This window comes from Streptomyces gamaensis (assembly GCF_042656465.1).
GTDB lineage: Bacteria > Actinomycetota > Actinomycetes > Streptomycetales > Streptomycetaceae > Streptomyces > Streptomyces gamaensis.
The window spans coordinates 1-17,292 of record NZ_JBHSPB010000004.1; the positions used below are offsets into that span (position 1 = coordinate 1).

Annotated in this window: 16 protein-coding genes, 1 other RNA gene and 1 pseudogene; 9 read left to right on the forward strand and 9 right to left on the reverse strand. The window is 72.5% G+C overall.

Annotated elements, in window-relative coordinates; genetic code table 11:
• On the forward strand, positions 1-371 hold a 371-nt coding region (locus tag ACFP1Z_RS07225; RefSeq protein WP_390315073.1), incomplete at its 5' end, for a transposase.
• A gap of 357 nt (positions 372-728) precedes the next feature.
• On the opposite strand, the gene ACFP1Z_RS07230 is transcribed toward ACFP1Z_RS07225, so the two are convergent.
• The 3 genes from ACFP1Z_RS07230 to ACFP1Z_RS07240 form a co-directional block, all read right to left on the reverse strand.
• Complete coding sequence (locus ACFP1Z_RS07230; RefSeq protein WP_390315074.1) at positions 729-1,544, reverse strand: STM4013/SEN3800 family hydrolase; 816 nt, start codon at positions 1,542-1,544, stop codon at positions 729-731.
• A gap of 21 nt (positions 1,545-1,565) precedes the next feature.
• A complete protein-coding gene (locus ACFP1Z_RS07235; protein WP_390315075.1) occupies positions 1,566-2,315 on the reverse strand; it encodes a nucleotidyltransferase family protein in 750 nt (249 codons plus the stop codon).
• A 280-nt stretch (positions 2,316-2,595) separates the two neighbouring features.
• Entirely contained in the window at positions 2,596-2,937 is a 342-nt protein-coding gene (locus ACFP1Z_RS07240; protein ID WP_390315076.1) for a DUF7848 domain-containing protein, read from the reverse strand.
• A 131-nt stretch (positions 2,938-3,068) separates the two neighbouring features.
• Here ACFP1Z_RS07240 and ACFP1Z_RS07245 point away from each other — a divergent pair, with 131 nt between their 5' ends.
• Positions 3,069-3,818, forward strand: a complete 750-nt coding sequence (locus tag ACFP1Z_RS07245) for an XRE family transcriptional regulator (protein WP_390315077.1) — start codon at positions 3,069-3,071, stop codon at positions 3,816-3,818.
• A 37-nt stretch (positions 3,819-3,855) separates the two neighbouring features.
• Positions 3,856-3,990 (forward strand): annotated as a pseudogene (locus tag ACFP1Z_RS07250) (XRE family transcriptional regulator); the annotation flags it as partial.
• A 78-nt stretch (positions 3,991-4,068) separates the two neighbouring features.
• Here ACFP1Z_RS07250 and ACFP1Z_RS07255 read toward each other — a convergent pair.
• Both ACFP1Z_RS07255 and rnpB read right to left on the reverse strand, forming a co-directional pair.
• On the reverse strand, positions 4,069-4,380 hold the full coding sequence (locus ACFP1Z_RS07255; protein WP_390315078.1) for a hypothetical protein: 312 nt from the start codon (positions 4,378-4,380) through the stop codon (positions 4,069-4,071).
• A gap of 280 nt (positions 4,381-4,660) precedes the next feature.
• An RNA gene (gene rnpB, locus ACFP1Z_RS07260) (RNase P RNA component class A) lies at positions 4,661-5,065 on the reverse strand.
• Positions 5,066-5,191: 126 nt separating this feature from the next.
• Between rnpB and ACFP1Z_RS07265 the strand changes: the two genes are divergently transcribed.
• The 5 genes from ACFP1Z_RS07265 to ACFP1Z_RS07285 all read left to right on the forward strand — a co-directional run bounded on the left by ACFP1Z_RS07265 (position 5,192) and on the right by ACFP1Z_RS07285 (position 8,803).
• Positions 5,192-6,013: a MerR family transcriptional regulator gene (locus ACFP1Z_RS07265; RefSeq protein ID WP_390315079.1), complete on the forward strand. Its 822-nt coding sequence runs from the start codon at positions 5,192-5,194 to the stop codon at positions 6,011-6,013.
• Positions 6,010-6,612 (forward strand): hypothetical protein, encoded by a 603-nt coding sequence (locus tag ACFP1Z_RS07270; protein WP_390315080.1) that lies wholly within the window; start codon positions 6,010-6,012, stop codon positions 6,610-6,612. The genes ACFP1Z_RS07265 and ACFP1Z_RS07270 overlap by 4 nt, the downstream gene beginning before the upstream one ends.
• 159 nt (positions 6,613-6,771) lie before the next feature.
• Positions 6,772-7,569: a peroxide stress protein YaaA gene (gene yaaA / locus ACFP1Z_RS07275; RefSeq protein WP_390315081.1), complete on the forward strand. Its 798-nt coding sequence runs from the start codon at positions 6,772-6,774 to the stop codon at positions 7,567-7,569.
• Positions 7,570-7,653: 84 nt separating this feature from the next.
• A complete protein-coding gene (gene eda / locus ACFP1Z_RS07280; protein ID WP_390315082.1) occupies positions 7,654-8,304 on the forward strand; it encodes a bifunctional 4-hydroxy-2-oxoglutarate aldolase/2-dehydro-3-deoxy-phosphogluconate aldolase in 651 nt (216 codons plus the stop codon).
• Between the two features lie 79 nt (positions 8,305-8,383).
• A complete protein-coding gene (locus tag ACFP1Z_RS07285) occupies positions 8,384-8,803 on the forward strand; it encodes a hypothetical protein (protein WP_390315083.1) in 420 nt (139 codons plus the stop codon).
• A gap of 70 nt (positions 8,804-8,873) precedes the next feature.
• On the opposite strand, the gene ACFP1Z_RS07290 is transcribed toward ACFP1Z_RS07285, so the two are convergent.
• The 4 genes from ACFP1Z_RS07290 to ACFP1Z_RS07305 form a co-directional block, all read right to left on the reverse strand.
• A complete protein-coding gene (locus ACFP1Z_RS07290) occupies positions 8,874-10,061 on the reverse strand; it encodes a bifunctional RNase H/acid phosphatase (RefSeq protein WP_390315084.1) in 1,188 nt (395 codons plus the stop codon).
• Positions 10,062-10,065: 4 nt separating this feature from the next.
• Positions 10,066-10,809: a zinc ribbon domain-containing protein gene (locus tag ACFP1Z_RS07295; protein WP_390315522.1), complete on the reverse strand. Its 744-nt coding sequence runs from the start codon at positions 10,807-10,809 to the stop codon at positions 10,066-10,068.
• Positions 10,810-10,822: 13 nt separating this feature from the next.
• On the reverse strand, positions 10,823-11,692 hold the full coding sequence (locus ACFP1Z_RS07300) for a Nif3-like dinuclear metal center hexameric protein (protein WP_390315085.1): 870 nt from the start codon (positions 11,690-11,692) through the stop codon (positions 10,823-10,825).
• A gap of 145 nt (positions 11,693-11,837) precedes the next feature.
• The gene (locus tag ACFP1Z_RS07305) at positions 11,838-12,875 is read right to left on the reverse strand and encodes an ABC transporter substrate-binding protein (RefSeq protein WP_390315086.1); all 1,038 of its coding nucleotides are present in this window, start codon (positions 12,873-12,875) and stop codon (positions 11,838-11,840) included.
• A 269-nt stretch (positions 12,876-13,144) separates the two neighbouring features.
• On the opposite strand from ACFP1Z_RS07305, the gene ACFP1Z_RS07310 reads away from it, so the two are divergent.
• Positions 13,145-17,161, forward strand: coding sequence for a hypothetical protein (locus tag ACFP1Z_RS07310; protein ID WP_390315087.1), 4,017 nt, complete (start codon positions 13,145-13,147; stop codon positions 17,159-17,161).
• Positions 17,162-17,292: the final 131 nt, after the last annotated feature.

The window sequence follows — 17,292 nt, forward strand, 5'->3', positions numbered from 1 at the left end:
TGAAGAAGGCAGTGAAGCCGCATACCGGGAAGGAGATCCATGTCGTTCTGGACAACCTCTCCACCCACACCACGCCAGAGGTGAAGGCATGGCTGGCCGGTCACCCGCACGTCCACTTCCATTTCACCCCCGTCGGGTCTTCATGGATCAACCAGGTCGAGACCTGGTTCGGAATCCTGACTCGTCAGTCGATCCGTCGTGGCACCTTCACCAGAGTCAACGTCCTGATCACCCAGATCCGCAACTACATCGACACCTGGAACTCCGAGGCCAAACCGTTCACTTGGACCGCAACCGCCGAAGAGATCCTGGCGAAGGTCCGCCTCGTCCAGACCAACGTCAAGAAACTCGTTGCAAACAACTCAAAGTGATACGAACAGGATCACGAGACACTAGGCGTTATCGAGTGCGCCATATAACGAGAGTCGCTAAACTAGAGCCATAGTCCACTCAAAGCCTCCGACAGTCATCTTCCAACTCGCGCACGACAGTTCCGGTGACACTGCGCCGCAGCCGGCCAGCGCGGAGTGTGACGTGAAGCGCGCCACCGTCGTCCAGATGAACACCTACCGCGCACCCGCCCCCAAACCAATCAAGCCGCCGACCACTCCCGCGCCCGCCCCTGCCCCTGCCCCGATTGGCAACCCATTCCGCGCCCTGCTCTGAGCGGTCGCTCAAACAAAGCAAGCCCCCGCCTCGGTCGGCAGGGGCTTGCTGTCTACGTGTGCTCAGCCTGTTGCTGTCCGGGCCGTGATGACGGTTTCGGCGTAGGGCACGGTCCATACGGAGGGGTGAGCGATGCCGTGGCCGGTGTAGCCGTCTTCGCCGAATGCTTCCCCGTGATCGGCACACAGCAGGACGAGCCACGGGCCGTGGTCGGGCAGCGCGTCCAAGAGGCGGCCGAGGTGTCCGTCGGCGTAGCTGAGGGCCGCGCACTGGCTTTCCCACGAGTCCTCGATCTCGCCGGGGAGGTAGACGTGGGTCGGTGTGTGGGTCGCCGAGACGTTCACGAAGAGGAACAGCCTTTGGGCGGTGGGCTGTTGGGCCAGTACTGTCAGGGCGATGTCCACTTGGTGTCGTGTGGAATCAGGCTCGTCCGTACCGGTGTCCGGGCTCCAGTGGCTTTCCTGGAACAGGCTCGGCATAACCCGGCCCAGCTTGGTCCGGCTGGAGAAGAAGCCCACGCCCCCGACACACACCGTCCGGTAACCGAGACCGGCGAACCCGGTGACGATGTCCGGCGCGTTGAAGACGTAGGTGCGCTTGCGGATCGTGGTCCCGCGCAGCGAGTAGCAGGCAAGGAGCCTGCTGGGCCGCGCCGGTCCCGAGGGAACGGGGAGGAAGCCAGCGAAGAACGACATGTGCGCGGGGAAGGTGAAGGTGCCCTGTGTCCGGCGTTCCTCCCACAGCCCGTCGGGCAGGACCCGTTCGAGATTCGGGCTGCGCCCGCCGTGGAGTACGGCCCGTGCCACGTCGTAGCGCAGCGAATCGAACGTGATGAACAGGACGTGGTGACTCGGTATGACCTCGTTGCCGTTGATCACGCTTCCTCCCCCTTCCGGTCGTCAGGTGTCGATGTCGGTAGTGCGGAACTCCTCGGGCAGAGTGCTGCCAGCGTTGCGGACCTCCTTGGTTGCCTCCATGACGTCCTTGACGGTGTCGATCCCCCGCCAGTAGCCGGAGATCCGGTATCCCCGCAGCCGCCCGTTCTGTGCGAGTTCGGGGAAGGTGCTGTCCTCGTGGTCGCCGACGTCGGGGAGCAGCGGGACCACGTCCGGGTTGAAGGCGTAGATGCCCGCGTTGATCCAGTAGGGGAGTTCGGGGGACTGGACGAAGCCCTTGATACGGTCCTGGTCGTCCAGGTCGGCCACGCCCCAGTTGGAGCGGTACGGGGACAGGGCGACGGTCACGGCCGCGCCGTGCCGCTCGTGGTATCCGGCCAGGTCCGCGAGGGAGAAGGCGCTGATCACGTCTCCGTTGAGGACGAAGAACGGTGCGTCGCTGTCGGGGAGTTGCCGGGCCGCGTACTTCAAACCGCCGCCACGGCCCAGTGGTTCGTCCTCGATGGCGTACGTGGCCGTGATGCCGAAGCGCGCCCCCTTGCCGACGTAGTCGCTGATCATTTCGGCCTTGTAGCCGCCGGAGACCACGACGGTCTTCACGCCGTGCCCGGCCAGCCACAGCAGCTGGTAGCCGATGATCGGCGCCCCGGCGACGGGCACCATGGCCTTGGGGGCGTCGTCGGTGTAGGGCCGCATGCGGGTGGCCTGTCCGCCTGCCAGGATCAGTGCTTGCGTGACGCTGGAGGTGCCCATGTGCGCTCCTTTGCTCGTACTGGCCGTCTGGTCCGTGGCGGCATCCTGACAGCGTGCGGCGGGGTGGCGTGGCACCTTCACCCGGACGGGGCCGCAGGGCCCGCCCTCGGCCGACCCCGGGCAGCTGCGGACTGCGGTGGGGAGGCGATGCCGGCCGAGGGCGGGGGCTCTCATCGGTGATAGGGGTCGCCGAGGATCGCGAGCGGGATGACCAGGGCGACGGAGGTCACCACGGTCAAGGCCCACAGCGGTCCGGCCCACCGGAGGATCAGGCGTCGGATCACGGCTGCTCCATCCACGCGCGCCACCCGCGCTTGATGATCTCCGTGTAGGAGTGGTGCGACGGGTTGGTCTTGACGTGCCCCAAGATCCACACGCAGCCGCTTTGCGGGTCGGTGCTCCGGGGTGATCCTTCGCAGCACACGTCGCATTCCATCGCGTAGGTGTAGGGCTTCGCGTCCGGCTCGCGGTCCGGCTCGACCGTCCAGTCAACCAATTTGATCACCGAGCGCAAGGGCGGAGTATTCCGCGCCCTGCGGGGTGTGTTCGCGTCGACGCCTCTTGAGTCGGGCGCTGCGTCGCGCTGGTCGGTGCTCGGGGTGGTGTCTTCGGTCACGTCCATGCCTGGAGCATGGGCTGCCCTCATGGACGTTTGTACCGGCGTTCCGCAGACGTGAGGGCCTTCCGGCAGCTAGCGTCAGAAAAGCCCAAACGTCCCAGGGGGAGGCCTTGAACTTATCCCTTCGTAACGCTATGGCCAGCAAGGGCCTGACGGCGCGTCAACTGGCATCCCGCGTAGGTGTGACGACCAAGACCGTGGAACGATGGATTGCAGATCAGGAGCTCGTCCCGCACGCGCGAAACCGCGTGGATGCGTCCGGTGTGTTGGGAGTTGATGAAGCAGTGCTCTGGCCCAAGGCAGTCGGTGCGGTCGTGAAAACCGGCCCGGACCGGGAGATCATCTCGGCCTACCCGTACCGTTCGGCGTGCCCATCCTCCGTGTGGCGACAGCTCATCGCCGACAGCACACGCGAGATCATCCTCGCCGGGTACACCAACTACTTCTTCTGGATCGAGCAGCCCGCGTTCCATGCGACGCTGCGGGCGAAGGTGAACGCCGGGTGCCGTGTGCGGTTCCTGCTCGGTGACCCCGACGGTCCTGTGACCGGACAGCGCGAAGCCATCGAAGACGTGGCCTTCAAGGTCTCCACGCGCATCCGGATCAGCCTGGATGAACTGGCCAAGCTCTCCGACCTCTCGGGCCTGGAAGTGCGCTTCTCGTCCGAGGAGGACGCCACCAACCACGTTGGCCTGTCCGTCTTCCGGTTCGACGAACAGGCCCTCGTCACACCGCACCTGGCCCGACTGGTCGGCCACGACTCACCCATGCTGCACCTGCGCAGGCTCCAGGACGGCGGGCTCTTCGACCGCTTCGCCGAACACACCGAGGAACTGTGGGAACGCGGCCGGCCTGCCGGAGAGCGTGTGACCACCGGAACATGACGGATGATCTGGTGTTCCAGAGCGCCAAACCGCCCCCCTGGTCGAGCCCACCGGCCGCAAGATGACCGGCAAGTGGGTTGGCTTCGGCAAGGACTTCGACGTGAACACCGGCCCGTGGCAGCTGGTCTTCAAGGACGCGTCCACTTCAAAGGCCGTGATGGCCGAGCGTAACGGTCCCCGAAGGGGTGAGCCCCCGTCTGGGCCGGGACGGAAGCCCTCATCGTGGAACAACGAGGACCTGAGAGCGACGTCAGCTCAAGACAGCGTCAGTCAACTTCTCCAAGACCTCAGCAGGCCACGGCCCCGGCGCCCACTCATCGACATAGTGCTTGACCACGCCATCCCGCTCGTGCAGCTCAGCCATGATCGGAAGGACCTCAGCCCGGACAGACCACGGTTGAATTCTCACCTGGTCAACACCAGCCCACGTGAGAGCCAGGCCCGCGAATGCGCGGGCCTGCTCCAAGGTGCCAGCACAGTACGAACCGGCAGGTGAGCTGTGCCTTGTCCGGTTGGATTCCGTGGTGGCCTGAAAGTAGACCTTGTTGTCGTCATGGATCATGCGCCTGAGGCTACCCGGGCACAGCTGAGGCCTCCGGCGAAGCCAGCCACTCGGCCACAGCGACCCGGCGTTCACGCTGCGGACCTACGTCCACTTCCTTCCGAAGTCGGGCGCCCGGGCCATGGCTGTACTCGGTTCACTGCTCGCTCGTGGCGTGGGCCGGGTTGCGCGAGGGCAGGGCGGAGCTGCGAGCACTCCGGAGGATTCTCCCCGGATTCTCCCCACGACCCCGGAAGAGCGCCTGCCGGAATGTGTTTCCGCAGGTCAAAGGGGTAAGGGGCGGACGAGTCGGCCTGTACGCCGGGTTCTGTCTCCCGAGGGCCTCGCGGCCCTCGGGGAGGCGGCCATCCATCTAGGCCTGCCGTTGCCGACAGGCTCGTGCGGTCTACCCGCGGACTCGGGCGGGCAGCCCTCAAGCATCCGCGCAGGGTCGCCGTGAAGCGGCCCCTCTTGACCTTGCTCCGGGTGGGGTTTACCTAGCCGTCCGGGTCACCCCGGATGCTGGTGGTCTCTTACACCACCGTTTCACCCTTACCGGAGACCTCGCGGTCCCCGGCGGTCTGTTTTCTGTGGCACTGTCCCGCGGGTCACCCCGGGTGGGCGTTACCCACCACCCTGCCGTGTGGAGCCCGGACGTTCCTCGGGGGATCCGTGAAGGATCCCACGCGGCCGCCCGGCCGGCTCGTCCGCCGTGTCGTCCATGCTACCTGGAGGTGGGCGGGGCGAACCCCGGGGGCCGGGCAGCTTGACCTTGCCGTAGCGGCAGGGTTTGTACTGGGCCCTGGGGGCGCGGGCTGTCGCGGGGGGGCGGATGAGGATCGGGGAGCTGGCCGCGCTGGCCGGGGTGAGCGCGCGGGCCGTACGGCACTACCACCAGCTGGGGCTGCTGCCGGAGCCTGCGCGGCTGGCGAACGGCTACCGGTCGTACGGGCTGCGCGACGCGGTCGCGCTCACGCGGATCAGGCGGCTGACGGAGCTGGGCCTGGGCCTGGAGGAGGTACGGGAGGTACTCGCCGGGGACACCGGCCGCCCGCTGGCCGACGTCCTGGCCGAGCTGGACGCGGACCTGGCGCGGCAGGAGCGGCTGATCCGGGAGCGGCGGGCGCGGCTGGCCGTGCTGTTGCGCAGGGCCCGGGAGGGGACGCTGCCCGCGGAGGGGCCGGTGTCCGGTGAACTCGCCGCGGTCTTCGGGGAGATGGCCCGCACGGCCCGGCGGCTTCCCGGTCCCGAGCCGTCCACGGCCGTGTGGGAGCGGGAGGTGCTCACGCTGCTGGAGTCGACGGCACGGCCCGAGGACCGCGAGCGCATGCTGCGGCTGCTGCGGACGAACGCGTCCGCGCCGGAGGCCATGCGGCGGGCGTACGAGGCGTACGCGCTGATGGACGCCCTCGCGGAGGCCGCGCCGGACGATCCGCGGGTGGCGGAGACCGCCCGCGCCCTCGCCGGGTGCGTGCAGCCGGAGATCGCGGCCGAGCTGGCGCGGGACGCGGCCGGTACGCCGCCCCAGGCTGCGGACAGCGCTCTACTGGCCGCGCTCTACAAGGACTTGGCGCCCGCGCAGGCAGAGGCGCTGCGGCAGGCCGTCGGCCTGGTGCTGGCGGACGGGGAGAGGAAGGGGAAGGGGAGCCGATGAGACTGCTCAGGGCCTGGGCCGTGCACGAGGCGCGTGTGTGGCGGGCGCTGCGGATGTGGCTGCTGCGGCGGCGGGACGGGGTGGGGGGTGACGTGCGCGGGTTCGGGTACGCGCGGGCCCAGGCCTCCACCTGGTACGGGGTGCTGTTCGTGCTCGTCGTGGAGACCGTGGGGATGTCCTTCTTCACCGCGCCGTACCCGGCCCTGCACTGGGTGATGCTCGCCGCCGATCTCTACACCCTGTTGCTGCTTCTGGGGATGCACGCCGCCTGTGTCGTCCGCCCGCACACGGTCGGGCCGGAGGGGCTGCGGATACGGCAGGGGGCGCGGCTGGACGTGACGATTCCGGCCCACCTGATCGTGTCGGTGCGCAGGGAACTGGCCTTCCCGCACGGCAAGGCCGAGGAGGGCGTGCTGGACGTGCCGGTCGCCGCGCAGACCTCGCTGACCGTGGAGCTGGCCGAGCCCGTGCCGGTGGTGCGGCTGGGCGGGCGGCGGGAGGAGGTCCGTACGGTACGGGTGCACGCCGACGACGCGGCGGGCGCGGTCGCGGCGATCGAGGGCGTACGGGCGGCGGCCCGCACCGCCGACGCCGCGTGAGCCGTCGCCCGCCGGGCAGCCGTACCGGGCGAGCCCGGCCCCGGTCTCCCCGCCCCGTACCCATTACGCTGCCCCAGAGCCCGGCACCCAAGCCATGGCCGACGAACCACCGCAGATGAACAACCGCAGATGAACCGCCGCAGAAGGAGAAGAACCACCGTGCTCGTGCTGTTGCCGCCGTCCGAAGGGAAGGCCACCGGGGGGACCGGGCCCGCGCTGGAGCTCGGTTCGCTGTCGCTGCCCGGGCTGACGGCGGCGCGCGAGGCCGTACTGACGGAGCTGGTGGAGCTGTGCTCGGGCGACGAGGACAAGGCGGCGGAGGTGCTCGGCCTGTCGGCGGGCCTGCGCGGCGAGGTCGCGAAGAACGCGGAGCTGCGCACCGCCCCGACCCGGCCCGCCGGCGAGATCTACACCGGCGTCCTCTACGACGCGCTGGACCTGGCCTCCCTGGACGCGGCGGCCAGGGAGCGGGCCGGGGAGTCGCTGCTGGTGTTCTCGGGGCTGTGGGGCGCGGTGCGCGTGACCGACGCGATCCCCTCCTACCGCTGCTCGATGGGCGTGAAGCTGCCGGGCCTGGGTTCGCCGGCCGCGCACTGGCGGCGGGCCGCGGCCGAGGAGCTGCCGCGCGCGGCGGGCGAGGGTCTGGTGCTGGACCTGCGGTCGGCGGCGTACGCGGCCGCGTGGAAGCCGAAGGGCGAGGTGGCCGCGCGTACGGCGACCGTGCGGGTGCTGCAGTCGCGGATCGTCGGCGGCGTCGAGAAGCGGTCCGTCGTCAGCCATTTCAACAAGGCGACGAAGGGCCGGATCGTCCGCGACCTGCTGACCTCGGGTGCGGCCCCGGCGGACCCGGCCGGCCTGGTGGAGACGCTGCGCGCGCTGGGCCACACCGTCGAGAGCACGCCGCCCGCGAAGGCGGGGACGCCGTGGGCGCTCGACGTGGTGGTGACCGAGCTCTAGAGGACCGAGCTCCAGAGAACCTCCTCAATTGCACATGCTGCAACGCCCGTTGCACACCCCACCCCCCAGGGGGACGATGCCCGGGTGACCTTCCCCTCCGTGCTCGGCCTCGCCCCCGTCCTGCCCGTCGTCGTCCTGGCCGAGGCGGCCGACGCGGTGCCGCTCGCGCGGGCGCTCGTCGCGGGCGGGCTGCCGGCGATCGAGGTGACGTTGCGGACGGACGCCGCGCTGGAGGCGGTCCGCGCGATCGCGGCGGAGGTGCCGGGGGCCGTGGTGGGCGCGGGGACCGTGCTGTCGTCCCGGCAGGCGGGGGCGGCGGTCGCGGCGGGGGCGCGTTTCCTGGTCAGCCCGGGTTCGACGGGGCAACTGCTGCCCGCGCTGCGGGAGTCGGGGGTGCCGTTCCTGCCCGGTGTGTCGACGGCCTCGGAGGTCATGGGCCTGCTGGAGCTGGGTGTGCGGGAGATGAAGTTCTTCCCGGCGGAGGCGGCGGGCGGCACGGCGTATCTGCGGTCGCTGGCGGCTCCGCTGCCGGCGGCCCGTTTCTGTCCGACGGGCGGCATCGGCCCGGACACGGCGCCGCGCTATCTGGCCCTGCCGAACGTGGGCTGCGTGGGCGGGACGTGGATGCTGCCGCCGGAGGCGCTCGCCCGGCGGGACTGGTCCCGGGTGACCCAACTGGCCCGTGAGGCGGCCGCGTTGCGCGGCGGGTTCCCGAACACGGTACCGAGCGCGTAGGGGCGGCGGGCGTCCGTACCCCCGCCGCGCCGGACGAGTTGACTGGCCGCCCGGCCTGTGCCCTAGCCTGCTGCCCGTCATGAACGATTTCGTCGACGAAGCCCGCTCGCGCGCCGCTCACCTGCTCCGTATGGCCAATACGACGGACGACCGGATACGGGCCCGCCTCATCGAGTACGCGGACACCACGCCGGAACCGCCGGTGATGAGCAGCGCCGGGATCGTCACGAAGGGCTGCACGCGCTGTCTGGGGACGGCGTGGCGGCAGCAGGACTCCGAGGGGCCGCTGTGGGTGTGCGGGTCGTGCGGTCATGTGGAGGGGGTGACGATCCAGTGTCCGCACTGCGACGTGCCCATGGAGCCGCCGCCGCTGGGTGCCCCCGACCGCTGGCGGTGTCCGTCGTGCCCGCGTGTCGCGGCGACGGGCGAGGGCCCGCGGGAGATCGAGGAACGCGAGCGGCAGCGGCTGGCGGACCGGGCCCGTGCGGAGCCCCGCTGAGGGACGACCACCGGTGGCTGAAGGATGGCGAAAGGCGAAGGCCCCTGCGGCGGCAGGGGCCTTCGCGCACTCACGCCCGCTGGTGCGAGGTGTCGTTGAGCAGCCGCAGTGACGTGTTGCCGTCCGCGTAGTAGGCCACGGCGGACAGGGACGCCGCCGACAGTTCCATCCGGAACAGCGACTCGGGGGGCGCGCCGAGCGCGAGCCGGACGAGGGTCTTGACCGGGGTCACGTGGGTGACCAGCAGGACGGTGCGGCCGGCGTAGCGGGTGAGGAGCTTGTCGCGGGTGACCGCGATACGGCGGGCGACCGTCGCGAAGCTCTCGCCGCCGCCGGTGGGGGCGGCCTTGGAGGAGGCGAGCCAGGCGTCGAGGTCCTCGGGCCAGCGTTCGCGGACCTCGGCGAAGGTGAGCCCTTCCCAGGCCCCGAAGTCGGCCTCGCGCAGGCCCTCGTCGACGCGTACCTCCAGGCCGAGGCGGTCGGCGACGGCGGCGGCGGTCTCGCGGCAGCGGCGCATCGGCGAGGAGACGATCGCCTGGATCGTGCCGCGCGCGGCGAGGGCGGCGGCGGTCTGCTCGGCCTGGCGCCGCCCGGCGGCCGAGAGGCCCGGGTCGCTGCCGCCGCTGCCGGAGAAGCGCTTCTCGGGGGTGAGGGCGGTCTCGCCGTGGCGGAGCAGGACGAAGGTGGTGGGGGTGCCGAGGTCGGCGGCCCAGCCGACCGGCTTGGCCTTCGGCCCGGGCAGCGGCTCGGGCGCGGGTGCGGCTATCGCGGGTTCCGCGGTGCGCGGCTCGCGGGCCGCGGGCGCGGCCAGGGCGGCCGTGGACGTACCGGGCTGCCACTGGCGGCCGGAGCGGCCGGCGTCCATGGCCTCGTTGGCGAGCCGGTCGGCGTGCTTGTTCTTCTCGCGCGGGATCCACCGGTAGCTGACCTGCCCGAAGGGCAGCACCGCGCGGGCCTCGGCGGCCAGCGGCTTCATGTCCGGGTGCTTGATCTTCCAGCGGCCGGACATCTGCTCCACGACGAGCTTGGAGTCCATGCGGACCTCGACCGTGGCCTCGGGGTCGAGCTCGCGCGCGGCCCGCAGTCCGGCGATCAGCCCCTTGTACTCGGCGACGTTGTTGGTGGCGGTGCCGATGTACTCGGCGACCTCGGCGAGGGTCTCGCCGCTGGCCGCGTCGCACACGACGGCGCCGTAGCCGGCGGGTCCCGGGTTGCCCCGGGACCCGCCGTCCGCCTCGACGACGAAGCGCTGTGCCATGGGACTACAGCCCGGACTCGGAGGTGCGCACCAGGATGCGGCTGCAGTTCTCGCAGCGCACGACCTTGTCGGCGGCGGCGGCCCGCACCTCGTTGAGCTCGGTGATGGCCAGCTCCTGGCGGCAGCCCTCGCAGCGGCGCTGGAAGAGGCGGGCCGCGCCGACGCCGCCCTCCTTGACGCGCAGCTTGTCGTAGAGGCCCAGCAGGTCGGCGGGGACGGAGCCGGCGACGAGCTCGCGCTCCTTGGCGACGGAGGCGGCCTCGGCGTCGATCTCGCCGAGGGCGGCGTCGCGGCGGGCGGTGGCGTCGTCGACCTTGGCCTGGACGGAGGCGACGCGGCCGGTCAGTTCGGTCACGCGCTCCTGGGCGGACTCGCGGCGCTCCATGATCTCCAGGACGACGTCTTCGAGGTCGCCCTGGCGCTTGGCGAGGGAGGCCACCTCGTGCTGCAGGTTCTCCAGGTCCTTGGGGGACATGCCGGCGCCGGAGTCCAGGCGCTGCTGGTCGCGGACGGCGCGCTGGCGCACCTGGTCGACGTCCTGCTCGGCCTTGGTCTGCTCGCGGGCGGTGTCGCTCTCCTCGGTCTGCGCGGCGACGAGGAGGTCGCGGTGCTGGGTGAGGTCGGCTTCGAGGGCCTGCAGTTCGGCGTGCTCGGGCAGGCTCTTGCGCTTGTGCGCGAGCTGGCCGAGGCGGGTGTCGAGCGCCTGGAGGTCGAGGAGGCGGATCTGGTCGGCGGGCGCGGCGTTCAGGGGAAGCTCCTGGTCAGTCGTTGGGGACGGCGGCGAAGGTGGCGGCGGCGGGCGCCGACGGGGACGGCGCGTGCGCGGTCCACGGATCGGTGACGAGGCGGGAGACGTGGGTGCGCAGCCCCCAGCCGTGGCGGTCGGAGACCTCGTCGAGCTGGGCGGCGGCCAGTTCGGTCCACGGCCACTCGGTGGCCCAGTGGGCGGCGTCGACGAGGGCGAGCGGGCTGTGCTGCTGGGCCTCGGAGGCGGGGTGGTGGCGCAGGTCGGCGGTGACGTACGCGTCCACGCCCGCTGCCCGTACCTCGTCGAAGAGGGAGTCCCCGGAGCCGCCGCAGACGGCCACGGTGCGCACCAGGGCCTCGCGGTCCCCGGCGACGCGGATGCCCTGCGCGGTGGCGGGCAGCCGTCCGGCGGCGCGTTCGGCGAACGCGGCGAGGGTCTCCGGGGGGTCGACCTCGCAGATCCGGCCGAGGCCGCGGCGGCCCGCCGGGTCGTCGGGGTCGGGCACGAGCGGCCCGGTGATGCGCAGGTCGAGGGCGCCGGCGAGGGCGTCGGAGACGCCGGGGTCGGCGCGGTCGGCGTTGGTGTGCGCGACGTGCAGGGCGATGTCGTGCTTGATGAGGCTGTGCACGACACGGCCCTTGAAGGTGCCCGCCGAGACCGTGGTCGTGCCGCGCAGGTACAGGGGGTGGTGGGTGACGAGCAGGTCGGCGCCGAGCGCGACGGCCTCGTCGGCCACTTCCTGGACGGGGTCGACGGCGAACAGGACCCGGCGCACGGGGGCGTCGGGGTCGCCGCAGACGGTGCCGACGGCGTCCCACTGCTCGGCCCGCTCCGGGGGCCACAGGGCGTCGAGGGCGGCGATGACTTCAGACAGTGCGGGCACGGGGCAAGGCTACCGCCTGGTGCGGGGGGCTTCCCCGCCGCGGGCGCGGCTCGCTTCGCCGCTCACTTCGCCGCTCACTTCACGGTGCACTTCGCGACTCGCTGAACGGCTCGCTCCACGGTTCGTTCCACGGTTCGCTCCAGGCTCACTTCACGAGGAAGCCGCGCAGGTCGTCGAGGACGCTGTCGGCGGCGGTGACGCCGAGGCCGAGGTACCAGGTCTCGTCGGTGACGTCCTTGGCGTGGCCGTCCTTGACCGCCTTGAGGTTCTTCCACAGCGGGTTGTCCTGCGCGCTGTCGCGCTTGGTCTTGTCCGGCGCTCCGTAGACGCCGGTGAAGATCCAGTCGGCGTCGGCCTTGTCGATGTTCTCGGGGCTGATCTGCACGGCGAGTTCGTCGGCCTGCTGGTTCTTCGGGCGGGGCAGGCCGACGTCCTTCAGGACGGTGCCGATGAAGGACTGCTGCGCGTACAGGCGCGTGAACTGCGGCATGTAGCGCAGCATCGAGACGGTCGGCTTGTCGGGGCCGATGTCCTGGCCGAGCTTCTTCGCCTTGTCCTCGTAGGCGGCCAGCTTCTGCCGGGCCTCTGCCTGCTTGTCGACGGCGGCGGCGTTGAGGAGGTAGTTCTCCTTCCACGTGAAGCCGGGGCGGATGGAGAAGACGGTCGGGGCGATCTTCGAGAGCTCCTTGTAGACCTTCTCGGCGCGCAGTTTGCTGCCGAGGATCAGGTCGGGGTGGAGCTCGTTGATGGCTTCCAGGTTGAGGTTGTTGACGGTGCCGACGTTCTTGGGGTCCCCGGCGTCCTTCTTCAGGTAGTCGGGGATGCCCTGGCTGCCCTCGGTGGGGGCGTAGCCGACGGGCTTGATGCCGAGCGAGACGACGTTGTCGAGCTCGCCGACGTCGAGGACGACGACGCGCTGGGGCCGCTGCTTGAGCTCGGTGGTGCCCAGCGCGTGCCGGACCGTGCGCGGGAACTGTCCGGGTGCCGCGTCGGTGCCGAGCTTCGCGGTCTCGGTGCCGGCCTTGCCGAAGTCCTTGCCGCCTTGGGCGACGGCCTTGGAGCCGTTGCCGCCGTCCTTGCCCGCGGAGTCCTTCCCGCTGTCGGCGGATCCACAGGCGGCGAGGGCGAGCGCGGCGACGGCGGAGAGGGCGATGGCGGCGGTGCCGCGGCGGCGGGGGGACATACGGACTCCTGAACAGCGACGGTCGAAGACCACGGAAGACCACTGAAAGCGACTTAGGATCGCCTTACCTTATCGGGCGGACCCGGCGAAGCACACCCTCCCCGCATCGCTCAGGCGAATCGGACAACGGCCACCCTTACGCGTGAAGCGCTCCCACACGCATTGTTCGGCAGGTAGTGCGATAACTACGTTCAGTGCCGGAGGTGACGTTTCTCATGACGGTCTGTGCCCCCCAGAGCACTCCACAGAGCACCCCGCGGAGTGCGCCGATGGACATGAGACGCGCGACGTTCACGGTCACGGCCGACGGTTCGTACGCGGCGCGGCTCGCCCTCGACGCCGGGACGGGCGGCTGGTTCCCGGAGCGCTGGACCCTCGACGGCCCCGAGCCGTACGCGGTGCCGCTGCCCGGCGGCCAGCCGGAGGAGCCCGACAGCGAGGTGCTGCCGCTGGCCGACGGCCGGGTACTGATCCGCCGCCGCGTCGCCGAGCGGCACACGCTCGCCCTGCTCTACCCGACGGGTCCGAGCACGGGCGAGCTGCCGCTGGGGGCCGTCGAGTGCCGGCATCTGTCACTGCTGCCTCCGTCCCCCTGCGGGATCCGCGCGTTCGGGCTCGCCCACGGCGAGCGGTCGACAGCGCTGTGGCTGCTGCACGGCGGCCGCTTCGGCCCGGAACGGGTGGTGGAGGTGCCCGGCCGCTGCTCCGGCGGCGCCTGGCTGGACCGCTCGGGCCGGCTGCTGGCGCTCGACCGCGAACTCGACGGCCGCACCAAGGCCGTCGTCGTCGACCTGGGGCGCGGCGCCGAGACCAGCCCGCTGCTACAGATCACGGAGGAGAGCAACGACCGGCTGCTGCTGGCCGACCCGGACAGCGGGCTGCTGCTGGTGCGCTCCGACGCACCCGGCCACGAGCGGCTCGGCTGGGGGGTGCTCGGCTCGGCGCGCCCCGTGCGCTTCCCGGAGTGCCTGTGCCCGCCGGGCGCGGCCCTCACCCCGTTCGCCGCCCAGCCCGGGCAGGACCTGACGCCGGAGGCGAGCGCGGTGGCCTTCCGGATCGTGGGCCCCTCGGGCAGCTGGGTGGGCGTATGGCGGCCCGCCGGGCGGCAGTTGCAGCAGTTCCCGGGCCCGGCCGGGTGGCTGGTGGGCACGGGCGTGTGGACCGCCTCCGGCGAGCTACGGCTGCCGTACGTGACACCGTACGTGCGCTGCGGGCTGGCACGGCTGCGGCTGCCGGACGCCGGGCGCGCCCCGGGAGCCCCTCCCCCTCCCTCCACGCCTCCGGCCCGCGATCCGCTGCCCCCGATCGGCCGGCAACTCCTGGCCGACCGCGCCCCGTTGCCGCCGGAATCAGGCGGGGTCACGCTTCCGGGGCAGCAGGCGGCGCCGACGGAAGGACTCCGGGAGGAGAGCACGGACCAGGGAGCGGCGCCGCAACTCCGGCCCGGGCAGCCCCTGTTGCCGACGGACGGGCAGACGAGCGCCGACATGCCCCCGGGGCCGGGCGCGCCCGCGCAGGCGAACGGCGATACGCACCCGGGCACGCCCGTACGGGCACAACCACCCCAACCCCCGTACGCGAGCGTGCCACCCGGCACCACGGACACACCCCCGGGCGGAAGCGGATCGGCCACGCGACAGCACCACCCCGAACCACCCCTGTCACCCACGGACCGGCACGCGAACGGCGACACACACCCGGACACGCCCGTACGGGCACAGTCACCCCAACCCCCGTACGCGACCGTGCCACCCGGCACCACGGACACACCCCCGGGCGGAAGCGGATCGGCCACGCGACAACACCACCCCGAACCACCCCTGTCGCCCACGGACCGGCACGCGAACGGCGACACGCACCCGGACACGCCCGTACGGGCACAGTCACCCCAACCCCCGTACGCGACCGCGACACCCGGCAGCGCGGACACGCCCCTGCTGGAACCGTGTCAACTCCCCCCGGAGCGCGAGCCGTTGCGCGCCCCCGGCGTGGCGGGGCCCATCCCCATGCCGCCGGCCGGGCAAGGGCGCCCTCCCGAACCCGCGCCAGCAGCCGCCAGCGGTACCGGGGGCTCCCCCATCGCGATGCCGCCGGCGCCCGTGAGCACCGGAGACTGCCCGCCGGGGCTCCCGCGCCCCGGCACCGGCCCCGTTCCGCCGCCCCGTCCGGCGGAGGACAGCACGTCCACCACCGCGACCGCCGCGCCGAGCGCGGACGGCCCCGCACCACAACTCCCTTCCGCACGCGAACCCTTGCTCCCGCCGGTCCAGGCAGGGGCCGCCCCCATGCCGACGGCCGGCTTCTCCCCCTCGTCTCCTCCGGATCCCGCACACCGGACCCGCCCCGATCAGGCTTCCCCGGAATCCGCCGAAAACACCCGGCAACCCCTGTCCGTCACCCGCCCGTTGACCATCACGGCCCACGCGACCGCCCAATCGGCGCCCGCTCCCGCGACAGCCCCGCCCCCGAACACCCCGGCGCCCGGAGGCGGCAGCCCCGTACCGACACCCGCCGCCGCACCGCCTCTCCCGGCCGACCCCACGCCCTCCCCCGGCAGCAACCCGCCCCCCGGGTACAGCAACCCAGCGGCACCCTCCCCCGACCAGGCGCCGCCCGGAACCCCCGCACCGGGGCACAGCGGCCCCGCGCCCACGGGCGGCAGCCCCGCAACGACGCCGGCCGCCACGCCCCCTCCCTCCGGCCACGCGCCGACGGCACACCCGCCCACGCACCCGGCACCGCAGCCACCCGGCAGCAACCCGCCCCCCGGGTACAGCAACCCAGCGGCACCCTCCCCCGACCAAGCACCGACAGCCCACTCACCCGGAACCCCCACGCCAGGGAACAACGGCCCCGCGCAGACCCCGAACACCCCCGCACCCGGGGGCGGCAGCCCCGCAACCACGCCCGCCGCCACAGCCCCTCCCTCCGGCCACGCGCCGACGGCACACCCGCCCACGCACCCGGCACCGCAGCCACCCGGCAGCAACCCACCCCCCGGGTACAGCAACCCAGCGGCACCCTCCCCCGACCAAGCACTGGCAGTCCACCCGCCCGGAACCCCCACACCGGGCAACAACGGCCCCGCACCCGGGGGTGGCAGCCCCGCAACGACACCCGACGGCGCCACGGCCCCTCCCTCCGGCCACGCACACACAGCACACCCGCCCACAAACCCGGCACCGCACGGCAGCGCCCCCGCATCAACGCTCCCGGCCGACCCCACGCCCTCCCCCGGCCCCCTACCGGCACCGCACAACCCGCCCCCCGGGTACAGCAACCCAGCGGCACCCTCCCCCGACCAGGCGCCGCCCGGAACCCCCGCACCCACGCCGGCACCCCCCGCAGCCCCAGCCCCCGCCCGCACTCCGGTGCCGCACTCGCCCGGGACCCAGCCCCCCGGAAACGGCGCTCCCCCCACCGGCCGCACCCCCGGATACCCGCAGGCGCCCCGCGCCGGCCAGGCGCCCCCCACGGCATCCCCCCTCGGCCACGCTCCGGCGCCGTGCCCGTCCGGGACCCCGCCCTTCGGGGACAACCGTCCCGCGCAAGCGGCACCCACGCCGCCACCCGGACACCCGGTCCTGCCGGGTGGGCTGACGCCCGGGACTGCCGGCAGTCAGGTCGTGGTCCCTGTCGCCGGGCGGTTCTCCGGGGGGGCCTCGACGGCCTCCCCCGGCGGTGCCCGGCATCCCGCGGCCCCGGCCCGGCCGGGTGGGCGGATGCAGGGGTTCCTCGGCGACCCCGCCCCGGCGACGGCAACGGCACCGGCCGGGACGGTCGCGGACACGGCGGCAAGTGCCGCCTCCGGCATGGCCGTTCACACTGCCACGGCCTCCGCCGACAGCGGCAACGGCGGCGGATTCCGGCCCGGCGGCCGGATGCAGGGGTTCTTCATCGACGACGCACCCGACGACGCACCCGACGACGAGCCCGACGACGACCTCGCCGACCACGCGCCGACGGTCACGGCACCGACGGTCACGGCCCCGGCCGGCTTCGTGACCGTACCGGCCCAGGGCCCGCCGCCCCCGGACGGACCGCCGCCGGGGTTCCCGCCCGCGCCCCCGGGCGTACCCGCGCGCACGCCGACGCTCAGCGCGGGCGTGTGGACGGCCGTGCACCCGGCCGCGCCCCCCGGCGGACCGGCGGCCATGCCGGGGGCGTGGAGCAGTTCCACGAGCGGGTACTGGCGCGAGCCGGAAGCCGGAGGGCAGGTGGAAGGGCCGGGGGCCCGGCCGGTTCCGTTGCAGCAGGCACCCATCGCGCGGGACACCCCGCACTGAGCGCGCGCCGTCCCGCGCGGACGGCGCCCTCCCCGGGTGGCCGGGCGATCAAGGTCCCGTTAGAATCGGGCGGGGGTCGCGCAGCCGTACCGTACGGACACCCACGGTGAGCCGAACGGTCGCGCGCGGAA